The sequence below is a fragment of the Chitinophaga skermanii genome (assembly GCF_003259335.1).
Classification (GTDB): Bacteria; Bacteroidota; Bacteroidia; order Chitinophagales; family Chitinophagaceae; genus Chitinophaga; species Chitinophaga skermanii.
Genome location: NZ_QLLL01000003.1, coordinates 663,584 through 678,213 on the forward strand (window position 1 = coordinate 663,584; position 14,630 = coordinate 678,213).

19 protein-coding genes and 1 tRNA gene are annotated in these 14,630 nt (G+C 41.5%); 13 read left to right on the top strand and 7 right to left on the bottom strand.

All coding sequences use genetic code 11. From position 1 onward, the window contains the following. Positions 1 to 281 precede the first annotated feature (281 nt). Positions 282 to 479: a 50S ribosomal protein L35 gene (rpmI, locus tag LX64_RS10400; protein WP_111597565.1), complete on the top strand. Its 198-nt coding sequence runs from the start codon at positions 282 to 284 to the stop codon at positions 477 to 479. A gap of 33 nt (positions 480 to 512) precedes the next feature. After that, positions 513 to 857: a 50S ribosomal protein L20 gene (rplT, locus tag LX64_RS10405; RefSeq protein WP_111597566.1), complete on the top strand. Its 345-nt coding sequence runs from the start codon at positions 513 to 515 to the stop codon at positions 855 to 857. Between the two features lie 11 nt (positions 858 to 868). Here rplT and ispE read toward each other — a convergent pair whose 3' ends face one another. From ispE to LX64_RS10425, 4 genes are all read right to left on the bottom strand, one after another. Continuing rightward, a complete protein-coding gene (gene ispE, locus LX64_RS10410) occupies positions 869 to 1,687 on the bottom strand; it encodes a 4-(cytidine 5'-diphospho)-2-C-methyl-D-erythritol kinase (protein ID WP_111597567.1) in 819 nt (272 codons plus the stop codon). 82 nt (positions 1,688 to 1,769) lie between these two features. Beyond that, entirely contained in the window at positions 1,770 to 2,375 is a 606-nt protein-coding gene (locus LX64_RS10415; RefSeq protein WP_111597568.1) for a bifunctional nuclease family protein, read from the bottom strand. 200 nt (positions 2,376 to 2,575) lie between these two features. Further along, the gene (locus LX64_RS10420) at positions 2,576 to 3,547 is read right to left on the bottom strand and encodes an electron transfer flavoprotein subunit alpha/FixB family protein (RefSeq protein ID WP_111597569.1); all 972 of its coding nucleotides are present in this window, start codon (positions 3,545 to 3,547) and stop codon (positions 2,576 to 2,578) included. A gap of 56 nt (positions 3,548 to 3,603) precedes the next feature. Continuing rightward, a complete protein-coding gene (locus tag LX64_RS10425) occupies positions 3,604 to 4,344 on the bottom strand; it encodes an electron transfer flavoprotein subunit beta/FixA family protein (protein WP_111597570.1) in 741 nt (246 codons plus the stop codon). Between the two features lie 137 nt (positions 4,345 to 4,481). On the opposite strand from LX64_RS10425, the gene LX64_RS10430 reads away from it, so the two are divergent. Together LX64_RS10430 and tilS are read left to right on the top strand one after the other, a co-directional pair. Further along, on the top strand, positions 4,482 to 4,793 hold the full coding sequence (locus tag LX64_RS10430) for a tetratricopeptide repeat protein (protein ID WP_111597571.1): 312 nt from the start codon (positions 4,482 to 4,484) through the stop codon (positions 4,791 to 4,793). A 2-nt stretch (positions 4,794 to 4,795) separates the two neighbouring features. Next, complete coding sequence (tilS, locus tag LX64_RS10435; RefSeq protein WP_111597572.1) at positions 4,796 to 6,136, top strand: tRNA lysidine(34) synthetase TilS; 1,341 nt, start codon at positions 4,796 to 4,798, stop codon at positions 6,134 to 6,136. Positions 6,137 to 6,206: 70 nt separating this feature from the next. On the opposite strand, the gene LX64_RS10440 is transcribed toward tilS, so the two are convergent. Both LX64_RS10440 and LX64_RS10445 read right to left on the bottom strand, forming a co-directional pair. Further along, positions 6,207 to 6,803 carry a rhomboid family intramembrane serine protease gene (locus LX64_RS10440; protein WP_111597573.1) on the bottom strand — a complete coding sequence of 199 codons (597 nt, stop codon included), beginning with the start codon at positions 6,801 to 6,803 and terminating at the stop codon, positions 6,207 to 6,209. Positions 6,804 to 6,837: 34 nt separating this feature from the next. Further along, complete coding sequence (locus LX64_RS10445) at positions 6,838 to 7,311, bottom strand: 23S rRNA (pseudouridine(1915)-N(3))-methyltransferase RlmH (protein ID WP_111597633.1); 474 nt, start codon at positions 7,309 to 7,311, stop codon at positions 6,838 to 6,840. A gap of 128 nt (positions 7,312 to 7,439) precedes the next feature. On the opposite strand from LX64_RS10445, the gene LX64_RS10450 reads away from it, so the two are divergent. Both LX64_RS10450 and LX64_RS10455 read left to right on the top strand, forming a co-directional pair. Then, positions 7,440 to 7,513 (top strand) — tRNA-Arg (locus tag LX64_RS10450). A 243-nt stretch (positions 7,514 to 7,756) separates the two neighbouring features. Then, positions 7,757 to 8,500 carry a Bax inhibitor-1/YccA family protein gene (locus LX64_RS10455; RefSeq protein ID WP_111597574.1) on the top strand — a complete coding sequence of 248 codons (744 nt, stop codon included), beginning with the start codon at positions 7,757 to 7,759 and terminating at the stop codon, positions 8,498 to 8,500. 74 nt (positions 8,501 to 8,574) lie between these two features. Here LX64_RS10455 and LX64_RS10460 read toward each other — a convergent pair whose 3' ends face one another. After that, on the bottom strand, positions 8,575 to 9,147 hold the full coding sequence (locus tag LX64_RS10460) for a Crp/Fnr family transcriptional regulator (RefSeq protein ID WP_111597575.1): 573 nt from the start codon (positions 9,145 to 9,147) through the stop codon (positions 8,575 to 8,577). A 74-nt stretch (positions 9,148 to 9,221) separates the two neighbouring features. Here LX64_RS10460 and LX64_RS10465 point away from each other — a divergent pair, with 74 nt between their 5' ends. The 7 genes from LX64_RS10465 to LX64_RS10495 all read left to right on the top strand — a co-directional run bounded on the left by LX64_RS10465 (position 9,222) and on the right by LX64_RS10495 (position 14,625). Then, on the top strand, positions 9,222 to 9,653 hold the full coding sequence (locus LX64_RS10465; protein WP_111597576.1) for a DoxX family protein: 432 nt from the start codon (positions 9,222 to 9,224) through the stop codon (positions 9,651 to 9,653). Between the two features lie 401 nt (positions 9,654 to 10,054). Then, positions 10,055 to 11,017 (top strand): glycosyltransferase, encoded by a 963-nt coding sequence (locus LX64_RS10470; protein WP_111597577.1) that lies wholly within the window; start codon positions 10,055 to 10,057, stop codon positions 11,015 to 11,017. Positions 11,018 to 11,122: 105 nt separating this feature from the next. Next, entirely contained in the window at positions 11,123 to 11,605 is a 483-nt protein-coding gene (locus LX64_RS10475; RefSeq protein WP_111597578.1) for a hypothetical protein, read from the top strand. 271 nt (positions 11,606 to 11,876) lie between these two features. Next, the gene (locus tag LX64_RS10480; RefSeq protein WP_111597634.1) at positions 11,877 to 12,224 is read left to right on the top strand and encodes an HvfA family oxazolone/thioamide-modified RiPP metallophore; all 348 of its coding nucleotides are present in this window, start codon (positions 11,877 to 11,879) and stop codon (positions 12,222 to 12,224) included. Between the two features lie 75 nt (positions 12,225 to 12,299). Further along, positions 12,300 to 13,127, top strand: a complete 828-nt coding sequence (locus tag LX64_RS10485; RefSeq protein WP_111597579.1) for an HvfB family MNIO-type RiPP peptide maturase — start codon at positions 12,300 to 12,302, stop codon at positions 13,125 to 13,127. Continuing rightward, complete coding sequence (locus LX64_RS10490; RefSeq protein WP_158538590.1) at positions 13,087 to 13,866, top strand: HvfC/BufC N-terminal domain-containing protein; 780 nt, start codon at positions 13,087 to 13,089, stop codon at positions 13,864 to 13,866. The genes LX64_RS10485 and LX64_RS10490 overlap by 41 nt, the downstream gene beginning before the upstream one ends. A 75-nt stretch (positions 13,867 to 13,941) precedes the next feature. Further along, positions 13,942 to 14,625, top strand: a complete 684-nt coding sequence (locus LX64_RS10495) for a Sir2 family NAD-dependent protein deacetylase (RefSeq protein WP_111597581.1) — start codon at positions 13,942 to 13,944, stop codon at positions 14,623 to 14,625. The last annotated feature ends 5 nt before the right edge of the window (positions 14,626 to 14,630 follow it).

The following is a 14,630-nucleotide window of genomic DNA, read 5'->3' on the forward strand; positions in this document are numbered from 1 at the left end:
GGTAATTGGTTTGTTCGATATGGCCTCAATTTTCTACAATCTGAAATTAAAATTAATAATAATATAGAAAATAAACAAATACATTATTGTCCTAACGCGTTATTTATTTACGAGTTGGCTGTTTATATAATATATATATAATGAATATGAATATGTTATGCAATATGCTGGTTTCTAGATAATTTTATAGATATTTGTAACTGATTTTTAATTTTTTTTTCTGCTGTGTATGGGTTTTATAAAATATTTCCCCTACCTTTGCAGACCAAATTTGATGTAAGATGCCCAAAGTAAAGACTCATTCCCGTGCTAAAAAGACGTTTAAGGTGACCGGTAGCGGAAATATTAAGCGCCCGAAAGCTTTCAAAAGTCACTTATTGACTAAGAAGGCAACTAAAAGAAAGCGCCACCTGAGAGGCAGCAGCTTGGTTAGTGATGCAAATCTGAACCTAGTTAAAAGAATGCTCCGCCTCCGTTAATTAATTTTTAACACATTTTAAAAAGCATATTATATGCCTCGTTCAGTAAACGCAGTTGCGTCCAGGGCCAGAAGAAAGAAAATTTTGAAGCAAGCGAAAGGCTTCTATGGCAAAAGGAAAAATGTTTACACAGTAGCAAAGAACGTCCTTGAGAAAGGTTTAACGTACAGCTATGTTGGTCGTAAATTGAAGAAAAGAAACTATCGCCAACTCTGGATCGCACGTATTAACGCTGCCGCTAGAGCTGAAGGATTAACATATTCTGAGTTCATTCACAAACTTTCTGCTAAGAACATTGATCTTAACAGAAAAGTATTGGCTGATTTAGCTATGAACGAACCAGAAACTTTCAAAAGCCTTGTTGCTTCTGTAAAGTAATTCTCTTAGCTTTATTTTATTTTAAATACTCTATAGCCGGTTTCGCTCCAGATGCCGGCTATATTTATTTGCATACCCTTCGGAAATAATCCCAATACCGCCGAACCGCTACCGCTCATACTAGCATACACCGCCCCGTTAGCATACATCTCCTCCTTGATCTTTCCAATCAAAGGATGCTCCTTAAATACAACCTCCTCGAAATCGTTGCTCACTACGTTGCGATATTCCTGCACATTACTCCAGTTAATTGCTTTTAACGAATTCTCAGGCGCTTTAATATGTAACTGTTTAAACGCCCAACCCGTATTTACATGCACCCCGGGATGCACGATCCACATATCATACTCGCTCAAGTCAACCTCGATAGGTTCCAAGATCTCGCCACGACCATAAGCTATACTCGGCTTATTCTCTATGAAGAAAGCACAATCACTTCCCAATTGCGCCGCGTAGACCAATAACTGTTCCTTGCTAATGCCTAGCTTATACTTGTCGTTCAATAACATTAAGGTAAAGGCCGCATCTGAAGAACCTCCTCCTAAACCGGCACCCGTAGGTATGTTCTTATGCAGGTGCATATGTACAGGAGGAAGGGAAGGGTAGTCGGCTTTCAACAAACGGTAGGCTTGTAAACAAAGATTGTCGCCATCGGCACCCGGGATCGCAATCCCGCTCATCGTGAACTTCATTTCCTTGGCGGTTATGATCTCCAGCACGTCTAACAGGGGAACTGGGTAAAAAACCGTTTCTAAGTCGTGGAACCCGTCAGGTCGTTTACCTAATATATGCAAACCGAGGTTAATCTTACAATTTGGGAATACTACCATACAATCTCGAATAGCTACTAACAAGAAAGGCTAGCATACGCCGGCCTTTCCATATTAATGAATCAAATATCTTTTATAACAATTATTTGCTTTTACGGCTGTTGATTTCATCACGGATGGCGATCGCGCGGATGTAATCTTCTTGTTCCAGCACTTCTTGTAAAAGTGTGTTCAGTTCTTCTAAACTTAAAGTGCCTAAATTATCGTCGCCACCACGTTCATGCTCTGAAATGGAGGGCGCCGCTGGCGTTGTTTTTGTTGTTTTCTTGCCGGCAGGATCTTCCAATAGGATGCCTGCGCTGTTCAAGATGTTCTCGTATGTATAAATAGGGCAACCGAATCGTACCGCTAATGCTAAAGCATCGCTTGTGCGGGAGTCGATCTCGATCGTGTCTTCGTTATTTGAGCAAATAAGCTTGGCGTAAAAGATGCCTTCTTGCAGGTTGCTAATCACGACTTCATGCAATTCAATGGTGAATGCATTCATGAAGTTTTTCATTAAATCGTGGGTTAACGGCCTACTGGGCTGCATTTTCTCCAAGGCAACAGCAATTGCTTGCGCTTCAAAACCACCGATAACAATCGGCAAGCGGCGTAAACCATTTACTTCCCCTAACACCACTGCATACGAATGTGTTTGTGTAATGCTATGCGATAAGGCAACTATTTCCAATTCTATTTTTCTCATACTATCAATGCGTTAGCGCTGATGTTTATATCAGTGTAGAACTGTGAAGTTAGAAAAATAATTCGTATTCAAAAAAACGTACAGCTATCTTTTTAGTGTTCGCTTAAAAACGATGGCTTTTACTGCCTTGTTAGCGTTATCAAATCGCGCTCCAAGTAGCAAAAGCCATGGCTTATTATGTGCAACTAAGCTGCTTCAGCTTAGTTGGCTTTGTATTTCTTTAATGCTTCGGTTAATTTCGGCACTACTTCGAATGCATCGCCTACAATACCGTAGTCGGCTGCTTTGAAGAATGGCGCTTCTGGATCTTTATTGATAACCACGATGACTTTACTACCGTTTACACCGGCCAAGTGCTGGATGGCACCAGAAATACCGATTGCGATGTATAAGTTCGGGCGAACCGTTAAACCGGTTTGACCAACGTGTTCGTGGTGTGGTCTCCAACCACTATCAGATACAGGGCGAGAAGCGGCTGTAGCGGCACCTAGTACGTGTGCTAAATCTTCTACTAAACCCCAATTCTCTGGTCCTTTCAAACCTCTACCACCACTTACAATAATCTCAGCTTCCGTTAATGGCACTTCACCACTTACCGTTTCAACTTTCACCACTTTCACTTTAAAGTCGGCATCGTTGATGGCTGGGCTGAATGCTTCTACAGCAGCTGTACCACCAACCGGCGCAAGGCTGAAGGTGTTCGGTAATACAGAAACGATTTTCTTAGCCGAGCTGATGCTTACTTTCGCAAATGCTTTGCCGGAGAATACGTTCTTCTTTACAACGAAACCGTTGCTAGTGTCGGGCAACTCGATAGCGCCTGCCACTAAACCTGCTTTTAGGCGTGCCGATAAGCGGGGAGCGATGGCTTTACCCGAGAAGTTATGTGCGAAGATGATTACGTCTGCACCTTCTTTCTCTGCCGCTGCTGCCACAACTTTCGTTACAACGCCCGGTTCGATATCGTTCAAACGTGCATCTGCTACGTGTAATACTTTTGCTGCACCGTAGTTACCCAAGCTCGCCAATTCATCATTGCTCACTTCACCTACTACGATTGCGTTCACTGCAGTGCCCAATTGCTTCGCAACGGATGCACCGTATTGTACGGCTTCTAAAGCCGCTTTCTTTATTTTTCCTTCGTGTTGATCTGCGAATACTAATACCGACATGTTGAATTTCTTGAAAAAGTTTACAATAATGGAAGAATCCTTACCTGGCGCGTGAATTAGATCACTTTCGCCTCTTCGTGGAGTAATTTAACAAGTTCTTCCACGTTATCTGGGCTTACAAGTTTCACACCTGCTTTAGCCGGTGGTAACTCAAATCCCGCGATGCTGGTAAGCGTATCTGCTGCTACCGGTTCCACCACTTTCAATGGCTTTGTACGGGCTGCCATAATACCACGCATGTTCGGGATACGTGCTTCCGCCATTCCTTTTTGGCAAGATACCACTACTGGTAAGCTCACACTGTCAATTTCTTCACCACCTTCTACTTCACGGTTTATAGTGGCTGTTGTGCCTTCTAACTCAAACTTAGCGGCTACTGACACATATGGTAAATCTAATAATTCGGCTACCATACCGCCAATGCTAGAACCGTTGTAGTCTATCGTTTCCTTACCGGTGAAGATGATATCGTAATGCTCTGCTTTCGCGTGCTCCGCGATCTGAGAGGCAATGTAAAAACTGTCTTGGCTATCGGCATTTACTCTAAATGCTTCATCGCCGCCTAATGCCAACGCTTTACGAATAATCGGTTCTGCGTCTGCGCCGCCCACTGTAATCAAGTGAACTGTTCCCCCCAGCTTCTCTTTCAACTCCAAGGCGCGCACCAATGCATACCATTCGTCGTACGGATTGATAATAAATGTTACACCGGCATCATTGAATTTCGTGTTATTGTCGGTGAAAGCTATTTTTGCAGTGGTGTCGGGAGTTTTACTGATACATACTAGAATCTTCATATCCTTTTACTGGTTTATTTTGAAAAAAGCGGTATGAGCAAATATATTTAATTAAAGTACGCAAACCATCGACTATTTCCTAAAAAGAATGACTTTTAACAAGTCGCTATTTTTTTAAGAAAGCATTTAGATTTTATATGGAAAGAATAGAAAAATTAAAATCATTCCTCGCAGAAACACCCAACGACAGTTTCTTGAAACATGCGCTGGCACTGGAATACATTAAACTGGGGAATGATGATGACGCGCAAAAGTTGTTTGAAGACATTTTAGCGAATGAACCCCATTACGTTGGATCTTATTACCATCTCGGGAAATTATTCGAGCGTAAAGGCGACCAACAAGCCGCTATTTTAACATATGAAAAAGGAATGCATATCGCTAAAGAAGCTCGTGAAATGCACGCTTACAACGAATTACAAGCGGCTTACGAAGACTTAGTATATTAATTATGAAGCCCAATATTCAACATTCCTTTCAACAATACTATCAAAACCACATCCGCATCAGCGGCAGCAATGCCTTGCTTATAGCGGTAAGTGGCGGTATCGATTCCGTTGTGCTGGCACACCTGGCCAAAGCGGCAAACATCGATTTCCACATAGCTCATTGTAATTTCCAACTACGGGGCGAAGAATCGCAACGTGACGAGCAATTTGTACAAGCCTTGGCTACCCAGTTAGGCGTGCCTTTCCACGTACAACGCTTCGATACGGAAACCTACGCCGCAGCAAACAAACTATCTATACAAGTAGCTGCCCGTGAATTGCGTTATACATGGTTAGAAGAAACCCGTATTGCCCATCAATTACAAGCCCTTGCCACTGCACATCATTTACAAGACAATGTAGAAACGGTGATCATGAACTTGTGCAAAGGTACGGGCATTGCCGGTTTACACGGTATATTACCCGTGGTGAATCGCTTGGTACGACCATTACTTTTTGCTACGCGGGATGAAATTGTTGCATTCGCACAAGCACAACAAATTAGTTTTGTAGAAGATAGCTCGAACCTAACGGATAAGTATACACGCAATTATATTCGGCACCATGTACTGCCTGTATTAAAGGAAGTACACCCCGAGGCCATCGAAAACTTTGGGCATAGTATTCCTCGTTTCCAAGAAGCTGAAGTACTCTATAGGCAAGCCTTGGAGGTGCATATGAAGAAGCTTGTAGAAAAGCGCAAGAACGAATGGTTCATTCCTGTACTTAAATTATTACAAGCCACACCGTTGCATACGATTGTATACGAAATTATTAAACAAGCCGGTTTCGGTAATGCACAAGTACAACAGGTAATCGATCTCTGCAAAGGTGAAACAGGTAAATACATTGCTTCCCAATCGCATAGAATTATACGTGATAGGCAATGGCTAGTAATAACGCCTATTGAAAATGAAGAAAGCTTTCATTACATCATCGAAAAAGGAGATAACGAAATCGCCGGTAATTTCGGTCGTATTACCATCCAAACACTACCTGCGGTACCTGTCGAAATTCCTACAGATGCAAGTATAGCCTTGCTCGATACAAAGCACTTGGAATTCCCGTTATTGCTTCGCAAATGGAAACAAGGCGATTACTTCTATCCACTGGGAATGGATAAAAAGAAAAAGGTAGCCCGCTTCTTGATCGATCAGAAACTGCATATCGCCGCTAAAGAGAAAGTATGGGTGATAGAATCGAATAAAAGGGTGGTATGGATAGTGGGCATGCGCATCGATAACCGCTTCCGTGTACAAAACAACTCACAACATATATTGCAGCTTACGTTTCAACCTGCATAAAATAAAAAAGCGTGTATGCTTACTCGTTATAAACGGGCAGGCATACACGCTTGTATATTCTTACGGCATATTAGTTGAACTTCATCAACACCGTATTAATAAAGTAAGGTACTACATCCGGGTTCCAAATCACCATAAATATTAAACCATATACTGCACCGGCTACGTGTGCCATGTGACCAATATTACTCATTCTACGCGTCATATACACCGAATAAATCAAGTACAAAACAGCGTATAAAATAAACGGAATAATGCCCCATACCATGGCCCAAGGCGCTAAGAGTACAGTAGCAAATACAATCGAGTTAACGGCACCAGAAGCGCCTACAGCGCTATAGTGGTAATCGTCTTTGTATTTCAATAAATCGGGGATACCGGAAATGGCTAATGAAGAAACATATAATAGGCTGAAATAAACGGGGCCTAATACATTTTCAAGACCTCTAAAGAAGAAGAGGGTAAGCATGTTCCACAATAAATGTTGGAAATCGTTATGTACCAAACCTACGGTAAACATGCGCCAAATTTCTTTGCGGCGTTTAATTTCATAAGGCCAGAACATGAATTTGTCTTGCATTTCTGGGCGGCTCCATGCGTTAAACGAAACAAGACAAGTAATAATGATAATGATAAACGAAATCGGTGTGTCTGTTAAAGCGTACATCTAATAATCTTTTTTAAATCCTTAATGCCTTTTCTTATTGGTGATGGTATTTTTCATTGTTCAACACCGTGTAGGCGCGGTATAATTGTTCTACAAAAATCAACCTAACTAATTGATGTGGGAAGGTGAGTGCTGATAGCGACAATTTCAATTGCGCTCTTTGCAACACACTTTCGTCGATACCGAAAGCGCCGCCAATGAGAATAATAATTTGCCTAGTACCGGCGTTGGAACGTTGTTGAATAAACTCTGCCATTTGTAGGGTAGTCAACGATTTCCCGCGTTCATCTAAAGCTACTAAATAATCATTGGGCTGCAACATATCGAGGATCATTTTCCCTTCTTGTTTTTTCAATTCTGGCACTGCCAAATTCGCTGCCTGTTTTACAGTCGGAATCAATTTTAATTCGAAATCCGTGTAATGTTTTAACCGCTTTTGGAAAATATTTATCCCATCATTTATGTAATGATCATTCTCCTTTCCAATGCTCCAAAGCTGTATTTTCACGTGTTTCCCGGTTTTAACTTTTGTAAAAATAAAGGTAACGGATAAATTATTTGAAAAAAAACTTGAACAAGATTTGTTCAATTAAATTATTCCCCCTACATTTGCATCCCGTTCAACAATAGAACAATGGCCTTGTAGCTCAATTGAATAGAGCATTTGACTACGGATCAAAAGGTTTCAGGTTTGAATCCTGACAGGGTCACAAAAAAGCTCATCTTGCAAAAGATGGGCTTTTTTATTTTATTGTTGTATCAACTATTTATCTGTTCCCCCTTTTCTATTATAGCCTGTTTCCACGAAGTAGCGTATGCACACTAGTATTATTGTTCTAATGAAACGAACGTTTACCTACTGTAGTATATGCTATACAAATTGTTAAATTACGCTTTAGAGATTAAAACAATCAATTTCTCATTATATTTGAACCAATTAACCTAAAAACACTATGGACTTATTTAAATCCAACAACCCAGTTCTCAAAGAAAGTACATTCGAACAAGCCGGTCAATTAGACGCTACAGAGCGCATGACCGTGAATGGCGTGATCGGTAAATTAGCCTTCTTGCTTGCTTTATTAGTGGCGGCAGCGGTTTATTCTTGGGGTCAAGGTATCAAAGGAACATCTTTAATGCCATTCATTTTAGGTGGTGCTATTGGCGGTTTTGTGCTGGCGTTGATTATTACTAGAAAAATTGAATGGGCCCCATATTTAGTGCCTGCATATGCATTAGCAGAAGGTCTTTTCCTTGGTGCTATTTCCATGTATTATGAAATGCGTTTCCCAGGGCTTGTTATACAAGCAGTAGGCGTTACGTTCGGCGTATTTATGGCCATGTTGGTATTATACCGCGCACGCATTATTCGTGCAACAGAGCGTTTTAAGTCGATTATGTTCGTGGCTGTTTCCGGTATCGCCATTTTCTATTTGATAGCTTTGGTGTTACGCTTATTTGGTATGCCAATGGCTTTCATGCATGAAGGTTCTGCATTGGGTATTGGTATTTCAGTCGTTACATCAGGTATTGCTGCTTTGTGCTTAATCATGGATTTCGATCGTATCGAAGAGGGTGTGAAATACGGTGCGCCTAAAGCTTACGAATGGTTCGGGGCTTTCGGCTTGCTTGTAACACTCGTTTGGTTGTACTTAGAGATCATTCGTTTGCTCTCCAAACTTCAATCACGCAACTAATACATTCTACGTATAAACAGCTTATAACGGCGGTCTCTACCATGTAGAGGCCGCTTTTTATTTGCAGCCACCGCTTAGGGCACCGGCTTCTTCCTAATTTCACTCAAATACTCCGGTGTAAAACCCAAAAACGAGGCTAGCATATATTGGGGCACCCTTTGTACAAAAGCCGGGAATTGCGCCGCAAATTGCCGGTATAGCTCTTCCCTAGAGTATTGGTATAAATACTTAACCCGGTGTTGCGAAGCAGCATAAGCAATGTGTAGTATGCGGTGAAAATATTGTTCCATTGCAGGTAATGCTTCCAATAGGGCTGTTTGCTGTGCTACGGAAAGCACATAAAGTTCTGTAGGCTCGATGGACCTAATGGTATATTGAGAAGGAACATGCTTTCCAAAGGCAGAAAAATCGGTCGTCCACCAATGCTCTAAAGCGAAATCGATGGTTTGTTCTATGCCATTCGGCTTTACGAAAAACATTTGTAAGCAGCCTTTGGCTACAAAAAACTTCTCCCTGCACACTTGACCTTCTGCCAATACAATTTCTTTCTTCTTCAGCACCCTATGCTCAAAATAGGGTTCCAATAGGTCGAGCGCTGTGCGTTCGATATTGATATGTTGCTGAATGTGGTTTTTCAATGCTTCCATACATGCTTTTTCTTAAACCAGTTTAAGACGATTAAAATTACGTAAGTATACATTTGTATCTCAATTAAATCGACATGGAACCATCAACGAACAACCCTTTTCCCCAACTTTTCCTAAGAATAGCCCTAGCCGCCGCGTTACTGTCTGCCGTAGCAGACCGCTTCGGTTGTTGGCCGGCTTCACAATCTGCTTGGGGTAATATGACAACTTTTATCCAATACACGGGCAAAATTACGTCCTTCCTCCCTGCAGGTTTAACCACCACGAATGCTTACTTGGCCACCTTCGCTGAAACTGTACTAGGTATTTTACTTATCCTAGGATATAAAACCCGTTGGGTAGCGATGGCAACTGGAGTTCTTTTACTGCTATTTGCTATTTCAATGACATTAACCCTTGGCATCAAGTCTACCTTCGATTATTCTGTATGGGTAGGTAGCGCCGGCGCATTTCTTCTTTCCACACAAAAGCACTATCGTTATAGCCTAGATGCACTAATTGCTTGACAATGAATCATTCAGAAGGGCATGCAACTGCCCCAATTATGCTAAGTACTTGATATTAAAGGAGTAAGATAGGCGGGGGATAGGCTTAGGATAGGGTCGAGATAGGCTTTAGATAGGCTAAAGATAGGGTGGAGATAGGGTGATTACATGGAAACATGGAAATACCCCAAAATTACATGGAAACTACTTAGAAACTACATGGAATTCGCTTTCTCGGTATTCACTTTCTCGGTAGCTAGTTCACAAAGGGAAATAATGGAGAGGTTAAAGGGAAGTGATAGGTAACCATATATCAATTGCCAGGTAGATACCACAAATCAGCTGAGCAGGATATACATCCCGATTTGTTTTGATAAATCTATATCTTCGCCAACGATTTTAAAAGCAAGGCTATCAATCCAATGCAACAGCAAGTATCTATCATTATACCCATTTACAATCGCCCACAAGAAGCTGAAGAACTATTAGAAAGCTTGTCATTACAAACCGACCGGGATTTTGAACTCGTGATCGTGGAAGATGGCTCTAGCATCCCGTGTAAGGATGTATGTGACCGTTATGCTAACAAACTCTCTATCAGTTACTATGTAAAGCAAAACGGTGGCCCTGGTGCAGCACGCAACTATGGGATGGCGCATGCAAAGGGAAATTACTTCGTTATTTTGGATTCAGATTGCATTATCCCGCCTTTATATGTTGAAACTCTGAAACAAAAAATGGCGGAAGGGGTTACCTTCTATGGTGGTCCTGATGGAACATTACCCACTTTTACCTTGATGCAAAAGGCCGTGAACTATTCTATGACGGCTTTTTTAACAACAGGCGGTATTCGTGGTGGTAAAAAGAAGGTGGCTACTTATTTTCCAAGAAGCTTTAATATGGGCTTTGTAAAAGGCTTATATGAAAAAATCGGCGGCTTCATTAATATGTACTATGGCGAGGATTTGGATTTCAGTATGCGGGCGATCGATAACGGCTTTAAAGCGGTATTGATTCCAGAACTACATGTATACCATAAACGCCGTACCAGCTTGAAGAGCTTTTCGCGCCAAGTTTACCGTATGGGGTATGCCCGTATTATTATTGCTCGCTTACACAAAGGCAGCTTGAAATTACCGCATATGGCACCTACGGTGTTTTTCTTAGGCTTAGTACTAGCCGTATTACTTTCCTTAGCTACCTGCAATGCTTGGTGGATGGCACCCTTTGGGCTATACGCTGTATTGTTGTTTATAGATGCTTTGATTAAAAACAAATCGCTACCCGTGGCGGCCGTTGCAGTAGTAGCGGGTTTCACGCAGCATATATCATATGGATTCGGCTTTATTAAAGCCTTGGTACAGGGGGCTCGATTTAAAGGGTAGTAAACCACCCATTCTTCGTACATTTGGATAGAAGGGGAATTCTTCCTGTACTTACTTAACCTACAACGTTTGCACGTGACACAATTCATCATTTAAAATGTGTACATGCACGTAAATATACACTACGTTACGTTATTGCTATCTATCGGGTTCATCATCGCTATGTTGTTGAACTTGGCAGCATTTGGCTTTACGCGTAAGAAGAAATATGCTTATTTATTTGGGATAATGGCCGTTATCGGCGTTGTTATTATCACCAAGTTGGATGCACTTTGCCCCCAATTATCGCACCGCGAGAAAACATACTATGGTCGTTATAAAATTGTACCTACTACCACTCCTCACGCCCAATTATTCAAACATCCTGTAGAGGCAAGCAGTCAATTAGTATTAAGTGGCGACCAGTCATATTATGTAAGTACGAATAATACGGTGCATCTCCAAGGCAATTGGCATTACGACGAAACGAAGGATTGCATTATCCTTCAAACACAACAATTACCCATTCAATTAGCCACCTTAGAAGAAAGCGAAACACTTGTATTAGCAGCGGAAACCGGCGATACCATCACCTTCTTCAAACAATAAAAACGCTTCTTGATGAAGCAAAAACGTCATTTTAAGGATTTCTTAAGAAATTAATTCAAAAATCATATCTACCTTTAAAAGGTAATTGTGAACCTCTCTCCTCAACTCACCTTTACACAGTTTTGAAAATTAATTTCTCTTTTTTCAAAACTTATTTACCGGCATTTACGAACATTCATATGTAGGCTTTTCACGCAAACGGAAACCATGCTTGAAATTTCCTGCATTCATTATTCCATTCAAATACATTTCAATTATTAAACAACTCACCATGCAAAACATCTCAAAAAAATTGATGATTCCAGGTTCAATTGTTGCAACCGCTATTTTAGGTTTAGCTACGCCATCTAATGCAAATGTTACTGCCTACAGCAACCTCGGTTCTGGTGCAGAAGTACGTAGCGATTTATTGAATCATCATGCAGCTTACACTGGCAAATTAGAAGCTAAATGTGGTGCCGGTAAAGATTCTACCGCAGCAAAAAGTAAAGGTAAAGAAGGTAAATGCGGTGAAGGTAAATGTGGAGAAGGAAAATGCGGTGGCAAGAAAGATGGTAAAGCCACTAAGAAAGAAGCAAAAGCTACAAAAAAAGAAGCTAAGAAAGAAGCAACTAAATAATGTATGCTACTCTTTTGGGATGGATGTATTACAAGTAGTACGTCCATCCCAATTTTCCCGTTAAAACACTGTACTATGGTAGGTTTAGGTTTTCGTAGAGATTTTGCCGAAGAACTCATCGAAGGAAAATTAATTACACCCGACTTCGTGGAGTTCGCGCCAGAAAACTGGATGAATATGGGCGGCTATTGGCGAAAAATGTTGCACAAGGTAGTTGATAAGTACCCTGTGCTTTGCCATGGTTTATCGTTGTCGATTGGTAGTCCCGACGATTTGGATATGCCCTTCTTACAACAAGTGAAAGATTTCCTCGACGAATTCCAAGTACAATTATATTCCGAACACCTTAGTTATTCCAAGTGCGATAATGCGCATTTGTACGACTTATTACCTATTCCTTTCCGTAAAGATGCCGTGCAACACATTGTACAAAGGATACAAACTGTACAAGATTTTTTACAACGCCCTATTGCCATGGAAATAGTATCGTATTATACACCGGTGGCAGCAGAAATGAGCGAATCGGCATTTATCCGCGACATCGTACAGCAAAGTGGTTGTAAGCTATTGCTGGATGTCAATAATATTTACGTGAACGCTTTCAACCATCAATACGATGCGAAGCAATTCATACAAGAACTACCTTTAGATCGTGTAGCGTATATTCATATGGCTGGGCACGAACAAGTGTCGGACGATTTGATTATAGATACACACGGCGAAGCAATTATTGATCCTGTTTACGATTTATTCGATTGGACGATCCAACATATACAACCTGTTCCCGTATTATTGGAGCGCGATTTTAATATCCCGGAAATGCCGGCATTACAAGAAGAGTTATCGCGTTTGAAACAAATTTGTGCAAAACATTGGCCTGCAAAAAATGAACTTGTCGCCTAATACATACGAAGCCCAGCAACTATTCTCGCAATATTGTCGTGATGGCGTTTACAAACCGATTCCCGGTGTAAACCCAGCGCGCATGGAGCATTACAGGCGGCTTGTATTTAACGTGGTGCGGGATAATTTAGAGAGTACATTCCCCATTTTGTTTCAACAAACGGACGAAGACACTTGGCTGTTTTGGGTGAATGATTTCTTCCAACATCACAATTGTCAAGCTACACAAGTATGGAAAATGGGCGAAGAGTTTTACCAATATGCCCTGGCCCAAGATTGGCAAACGAAATACCAATTACCCCATTTACGCGATTTGTTATTATTTGAATGGACGGAAATGGAATTGTACAATATGCCAGACATTCCGTATCCCGCTGTGCAAGCACAAGGCAGCTGGGAAAACAATCATATCGCCCTAAACCCAGAACATCGATTACTTGTATTTAACTACCCTGTGCATCAACACGCTACTATCACAGAAACAACTACTCGTGAAGGTCATTACTTCGTTGTACAATACCGCGAGCCAGCAGAAGGCAATATTTTATTCGTAGAAGTATCGGCTTGGTTAGCATTTGTATTGGAGCAACTGCATAACGGCTTCACCTTGCAAGACATTTTCCCTTACGCACCCGCATTACACATCGAAGTAAACGAATTACTCGTACACAATACTATCTCCTTTCTACAAGACATGCGTGCTCGCAAACTGGTGCTAGGCTTTGCCGCTGAAGTGTAACAGCTGCTCATCACTATTCCGTAGAAATCTTCTTTCAATATAATTATATTTGTTTCATAGCTGAAATAACGAGTTATGAATAACAAATTGAACTTGGTGGTTTTAACCGGCGCAGGCATTAGCGCGGAAAGTGGTATTAAAACTTTCCGGGATAGCGGCGGTTTATGGGAAGGATATGACGTAAGCAGGGTAGCCTCGCCAATGGGTTGGCAAGAAGACCCAGCCTTGGTACTCGAGTTTTATAATATGCGAAGAAATGAAATCCGCAAAGCAAAGCCCAACGATGCCCATAAAGGATTAGCTGCACTAGAAGAACGATTCAATGTACACATCATTACCCAAAATATCGACGACCTGCACGAAAGAGCAGGTTCCAGTAAAGTTTTGCATTTACATGGTTTAATCACGCAGATGCGTAGTGTGTACGACGACGACACCTTGTACGATGTAGGTGAAAGTATTCAATTGGGAGATAAAGCAGCCGATGGCGGTCAATATAGACCACACGTGGTTTGGTTTGGCGAAGACGTGCCCATGTTGCGCGACGCATCGCGGCTTGTAGAACGGGCAGATATTTTCGTGATAATTGGTACCTCGTTGAATGTGTATCCAGCGGCAGGATTAGTTGATTATGTACGTGGCTCTGTGCCGCGTTTCGTGATCGATAAGAAAATTCCGGCCATTAGTCAACAACGATTCTTCACCTTTATAGAAAAGCCGGCAACATTGGGCGTAGCCGAATTAGCCACTTTAATTTAAGCCTG

Coding starts and splice junctions, on each gene's coding strand:
- rpmI (WP_111597565.1), top strand. CDS start 282: ATGCCCAAAGTAAAGACTCATTCCCGTGCTAAAAAGACGTTTAAGGTG.
- tilS (WP_111597572.1), top strand. CDS start 4,796: ATGAAGCCCAATATTCAACATTCCTTTCAACAATACTATCAAAACCAC.
- LX64_RS10465 (WP_111597576.1), top strand. CDS start 9,222: ATGGAACCATCAACGAACAACCCTTTTCCCCAACTTTTCCTAAGAATA.
- LX64_RS10460 (WP_111597575.1), bottom strand. CDS start 9,147: ATGGAAGCATTGAAAAACCACATTCAGCAACATATCAATATCGAACGC.
- LX64_RS10430 (WP_111597571.1), top strand. CDS start 4,482: ATGGAAAGAATAGAAAAATTAAAATCATTCCTCGCAGAAACACCCAAC.
- LX64_RS10485 (WP_111597579.1), top strand. CDS start 12,300: ATGGTAGGTTTAGGTTTTCGTAGAGATTTTGCCGAAGAACTCATCGAA.
- LX64_RS10495 (WP_111597581.1), top strand. CDS start 13,942: ATGAATAACAAATTGAACTTGGTGGTTTTAACCGGCGCAGGCATTAGC.
- LX64_RS10425 (WP_111597570.1), bottom strand. CDS start 4,344: ATGAAGATTCTAGTATGTATCAGTAAAACTCCCGACACCACTGCAAAA.
- ispE (WP_111597567.1), bottom strand. CDS start 1,687: ATGGTAGTATTCCCAAATTGTAAGATTAACCTCGGTTTGCATATATTA.
- LX64_RS10470 (WP_111597577.1), top strand. CDS start 10,055: ATGCAACAGCAAGTATCTATCATTATACCCATTTACAATCGCCCACAA.
- LX64_RS10440 (WP_111597573.1), bottom strand. CDS start 6,803: ATGTACGCTTTAACAGACACACCGATTTCGTTTATCATTATCATTATT.
- rplT (WP_111597566.1), top strand. CDS start 513: ATGCCTCGTTCAGTAAACGCAGTTGCGTCCAGGGCCAGAAGAAAGAAA.
- LX64_RS10455 (WP_111597574.1), top strand. CDS start 7,757: ATGGACTTATTTAAATCCAACAACCCAGTTCTCAAAGAAAGTACATTC.
- LX64_RS10475 (WP_111597578.1), top strand. CDS start 11,123: ATGCACGTAAATATACACTACGTTACGTTATTGCTATCTATCGGGTTC.
- LX64_RS10415 (WP_111597568.1), bottom strand. CDS start 2,375: ATGAGAAAAATAGAATTGGAAATAGTTGCCTTATCGCATAGCATTACA.
- LX64_RS10420 (WP_111597569.1), bottom strand. CDS start 3,547: ATGTCGGTATTAGTATTCGCAGATCAACACGAAGGAAAAATAAAGAAA.
- LX64_RS10480 (WP_111597634.1), top strand. CDS start 11,877: ATGCAAAACATCTCAAAAAAATTGATGATTCCAGGTTCAATTGTTGCA.